Below are 4,869 nucleotides of genomic sequence, written 5' to 3'. Positions count from 1 at the left end.
GCCAGCCGCAGCGTCTCGTCGAGCTTGCCGAGCAGCGACATCGCGTACTTGATCGGCGCCGGGTTGCTCTCGATGAAGAGGTTGTTGTGCAGCGGCATCAGCTTGTCGTGGATCTTCAGCGCGGTGGCATGGTCACCCTTCGCCCAGGCGGCCTGGAACTCCGAGCACAGGCGCGGCGCGACGTTCGACGTCACCGAGATGCAGCCGTGGCCGCCATGCGCCATGTAGCCGATGATGGTCGCGTCCTCGCCCGAGAGCTGGTTGAAATCCTCGCCCATCGCCGCACGCTGCTGCGACACGCGCACCATGCTGGCGGTGGCGTCCTTCACGCCGGCGATGTTCTTGAGCTCCCACAGCCGCTTCATGGTGTCGACCGACATGTCGATCACCGAGCGCGGCGGGATGTTGTAGATGATGATCGGAATGCCGATCGCGTCGTTGATCGCCTTGAAGTGCTGGTACATGCCTTCCTGGGTCGGCTTGTTGTAGTAGGGCGTCACCACCAGCACGGCGTCCGCGCCGGCCTTCTCCGCGTGCTGGGCGAGCTCGATCGCCTCCTTGGTCGAGTTGGAGCCAGCACCGGCGATCACAGGCACGCGGCCCTTGGCTTCAGCGATACACCATTCGACCACCTTCTTGTGCTCGTCATGGCTGAGCGTCGGGCTCTCGCCGGTGGTGCCGACCGGGACCAGGCCGTTGGTGCCCTCCGAAATCTGCCAGTTGACCAGGGATCGGAATGCCGCCTCGTCCAGCGAGCCGTTCTTGAACGGCGTGACCAAGGCGGTGAACGACCCCCGGAATTTCGTCTTGGCTGCCATGGACTTCCTCCGTACGCGGCTATCTCTTGAGCAAGCCCCTTTCATATCGGGTCTATCCCGCCGGTAAAAGGCCCGCTTCCGTGTGACGCACCGTTTAGGCCGCGATTTTGCCGTGGTAGTGGTGCAAACCCGCCCGCGGTAAGCCGCTGTTGGTATTTTGTCCGCATATTCAATCAAATACAGCTAGATCTTGAGCCACTTGACTGATTCGGGGCGACCAAACCCGTGACCTCATTCCCTCGTGCCGCCTGGCGATCCACCGGTCTCATCGTGTGCCTGATGGCAGGGCTGTCGGTCGGCTGCGCCGCCCTGGCCAAGTCCAATGAGACGACGGCGGAAGCCGGCAAGGACACCGCGAAGCCAGCCGCCAAGGACGCTGCCAAGGACAGCGCGAAGGGCTCGTCCAAGGGAACCGGCAAGGAAACTTCGAAGGACGCGGCCAAAGGAGCAAGCCAGGGAGCAAGCAAGGGCGCGAGCAAGGGTGCCGCTGGCGCTCCGGCGAAGGACGCTGCGAAGAAACCGGCCAAGGAGATCGGCAAGGACGGCGGCAAGAGCGCCGGAACAGAGCCCGCGAAGGACAAGCCCAAGCCTGCAGCAACGCCTGCCGCAAAGCCCGCCGTAGCGACCCCTGCGCCGAAATCGCATCCGGCCGCCAGCGGTTCGCCGCCGAAAACGGCCCCCGCGCCGGCCGTGACCGCCACCGTCAGACCTTCCGCCCCCGCGGCCAGACCGGCCGCAGCGCCCGTGCTGGCCCCGGCGACGCGCCAGCATGCCGCGCCGCGCAAGCCGGTCATACCGGCCGCGGTCGCTGCGACGTCGTCGACGCCCCAGGGTGACAAGGACGCCCTCGAGAGCGTCATCGAGCTCGTGCGCAAGCGCAAGGCGGGTGACGCCAGCAGCGTCGCAGCGGGCATCTCGGATCCGGTCGCGCGAAAACTCGCGGAATGGATCATCCTGCGCAGCGAGGACAATGGCGCGACCGTGGAGCGCTACCGCGCCTTCCTCTCCGCCAATCCGAGCTGGCCGTCGCAAACCTTCCTGCGCCGGCGCCTCGAGGCCGCGATGTGGGACGACAGGCGCGACGATTCCGTCGCGTGGTCGTGGTTCGAGAACGAATCTCCGATCTCCGCCAAGGGCCGGTTCACGCTCGCCAAGGCGATGCTGGCGCGCGGCGACCGCGCCAATGCCGAGCGGCTGGTGCGCGAGGCCTGGCGCAGCGATCCGATGTCCGAGGACACCGAGAACAACGCGCTCGACCAGTTCGGCGCCCTGCTGACGCCGGGCGACCAGAAGGCGCGGATGGACACCCTGCTCTACGGCAGCGAGAACGAGGCCGCGCTGCGCGCCGCAAAGCGCCTGGGCGCCGGCTATGTCGCACTCGCCAAGGCCCGCATCGCCGCCGTCAAGAAGGCGCCGAACGCGCGCGCGCTGCTCGACGCCGTGCCCCGCGAGCTGCACAACGACCCCGGCTTCACCTTCAGCAGGATCCAGCTGCTGCGCCGCGAGGAGAAGTTCGCCGAAGCAGCCCAGCTCATGCTGTCGGCGCCGAAGGATCCGAACCGGCTCCACAATCTCGACGAATGGTGGATCGAGCGGCGTCTTTTGGCGCGCAAGATGATCGACACCGAGGAATTCCGCAGCGCCTATCTGATCGCGCGCGACGCCGCACTGCCCTCGCGCGACATCTACAAGACCGAGCAGGAGTTCACGGCCGGGTGGATCGCGCTGCGCTTCCTCAACGACCCCGCGGCCGCCACCCAGCATTTCGCCCGCATCGGCGTCGGCAGCGTCAATCCGACCGCGCTGGCGCGTGCCGGCTATTGGCAGGGCCGCGCCGCGGAAGCGGCGGGGCGCCAGCAGGAGGCGCGCAACGCCTATGCCCGCGCGGCCGAACAATCGACCAGCTATTACGGCCAGCTCGCCCGGGCCAAGCTCGGCCTGCCGCAGATCGAGCTCAACAGCCAGCCGCGCGGCCGCGGCGCCGAGCGGCTGGAGATCGTGCGCGCCGCGCACCTGCTCTACGAGCTCGACGAGCGCGAGATGGCGATACCGCTGCTGGCCGACATGGGCGAGAACGGCGATCCCGAAGCACTCGCCGGCCTCGGCGAGCTGACCCAGCGCTACAACGATGCGCGCGGCATGCTGCTGCTCGGCAAGGCCGCGCTCAATCGCGGCCTGCCGTTCGACTTTTACGCCTACCCCGTCAACGGCATTCCGCAGTTCACCCCGATCGGTCCCGACGTCGAGCGCAGCATCGTCTATGCGATCGCGCGGCAGGAGAGCGCATTCAATCCGTCAGTGGTCTCGCCGGCGCAGGCCTACGGCCTGATGCAGGTGACGCCCGACGCCGCGCGCTATGTCTGTAAGCGCCACGGCGCGACTTACGATCTGGGGCGGCTGAAGAACGATTCGGTCTACAACGCCACGCTCGGCTCGGCCGAGCTCGGCGGACTGCTCGAGGATTATCGCGGCTCCTACATCATGACCTTTGCCGCCTACAATGCCGGCCGCGGCAGCGTGAAGAAGTGGGTCGAGCGCTATGGCGATCCGCGCGACCCCAAGGTCGACGCGGTCGACTGGGTCGAGCTGATTCCGTTCTCCGAGACGCGCAACTACGTGCAGCGGATCATGGAGAACCTGCAAGTCTACCGTGCCCGCTTCGGCGGCGGCACGCGGCTACAGATCGAAGCCGATCTGCGCCGTGGCGCCGGCAGCGTGGAATAGCGATCCGCTCTTTCGATTCGCAGCCGCGAGCATGGGTTGCGAGCGCTGCCGTTGCCTCACGGTGCAGATGAAGGGCCTGTCGCCACCGCTGCAAAGACAGACCAGCGAAGCGTATGCGCGGCCGCGCCGGCCAGCGCAGTTCTCCGCCCGCGCGCCACTGCCAGGGATGGGAAGCGCGGAGCTTCCCTCTCCCACCCCGGAGCAATCGCATTTGGGAGCGCCCCCTCTGTAGCTAACCTTCGAGACGCCCGCCGTTGGCGGGCCCTCAGGATGAGGACGGAGTGTGCGGCAGCAGTCTTGACGGGCACTGATGCCGCTTGGCCTCAGCCTCAGGAGACCGCCACGGGGCCGCGCAAAGGGCGGCCTTATGACAGGCTTCGCGGTCGTCTCGAATGACGAGGCGCGCGCTCAGCTGGCGGAAAACGCCGTATGCGATTGCCCTGCCCTCCCACCACGGCTTCCATCAGATCGCAACGAAGACCGTCAATGGAGAGCGATGCGCCAAACTTGGCCCATTGCGCCAAGCGAGAAGGCAAGCATCGCGGCAAAGGAAAAGCCCCGGCGGTTTCCCGCCGGGGCTCTCTGTCAGGTCGTTAGACCGAACTTACCAGTTGCGCTGAGCGCGGAGGAGCAGGGCGATGGTGTCCTGATCCTTCAGCTCGTACACAGCGGCCGGCTTGGCCGTCGTGCCGGCACCAGCGTAACCAACCGTACCGGAGTACTTCTGGTCGAGATGGGTCCAGTTCAGGTCAGCCGAGAACGTGAGGTTCTTGACCGGGGTCCAGCGGGTGATGATACCGACCTGGCCGATGGCGAAGTCAGGATTACAACCCGTCACACCGGCGAGACCGCCGAACACGCCGCCAGCACCACCGGCGCCGCAAAGCGTGGTCTTGGCCAGCGAGCCGAACTGTGCCTGAGCGTAGGCACCGTAGAGCGCGGTGTTCCAGTAGGGATCCCAGTTGTGGGTGTAGGCACCACGGAAGCCCCAGGTCTTCACAGTCTCCTGCGACGAGCCGGTCACGAACACGGTGTCCGGAGCGATGGCGAAGCCGACGCTCTGGTAGGCAACGCCCGAGCTGCCGAACATCGAGTAGCTGCCGCCCGACAGGTTCTGGAAGTTGTAACGGGACGCGCCGTCGGTGTAGACGCCCGAAATGTTGATCACGTCACCCGCACCAGTCGGGATGTTCTTGATCGACAGAGCGAGCTGAACAGCCCAACCCCACTTGTCGTCGGGGTGGCCAGTCGGCTCGGTGGCGCCGTAGTAGGCAACGTGGTTGTCATGCGCGGCGACCGACGCCTGGAACAGACCCCAGGCCTGGTC

The 4,869-nt window shown here is 66.5% G+C and carries 3 protein-coding genes; 1 reads left to right on the top strand and 2 read right to left on the bottom strand.

Features of this window, described 5'->3' with window-relative positions; genetic code table 11:
- Positions 1-818: 4-hydroxy-tetrahydrodipicolinate synthase (dapA, locus tag IC66_RS0136280; RefSeq protein WP_038950894.1), on the bottom strand; the 818-nt coding region annotated here is incomplete at its 3' end.
- Positions 819-1,097: 279 nt separating this feature from the next.
- On the opposite strand from dapA, the gene IC66_RS0136275 reads away from it, so the two are divergent.
- Positions 1,098-3,542 (top strand): lytic transglycosylase domain-containing protein, encoded by a 2,445-nt coding sequence (locus tag IC66_RS0136275; RefSeq protein ID WP_038972465.1) that lies wholly within the window; start codon positions 1,098-1,100, stop codon positions 3,540-3,542.
- A gap of 604 nt (positions 3,543-4,146) precedes the next feature.
- On the opposite strand, the gene IC66_RS0136270 is transcribed toward IC66_RS0136275, so the two are convergent.
- The coding region (locus IC66_RS0136270; protein ID WP_038950892.1) for a porin at positions 4,147-4,869 on the bottom strand (723 nt) is incomplete at its 5' end.

This window comes from Bradyrhizobium genomosp. III (assembly GCF_000261705.1).
Lineage (GTDB): Bacteria > Pseudomonadota > Alphaproteobacteria > Rhizobiales > Xanthobacteraceae > Bradyrhizobium > Bradyrhizobium ottawaense.
The sequence above is the reverse complement of the archived record's forward strand: the minus strand, read 5'-3'. Positions and strand labels throughout refer to the sequence as shown.

What these genes read in the sequence shown, in the direction of transcription:
- IC66_RS0136275 (WP_038972465.1), top strand. Translation starts at nt 1,098, where the DNA reads ATGGCAGGGCTGTCGGTCGGCTGCGCCGCCCTGGCCAAGTCCAATGAG.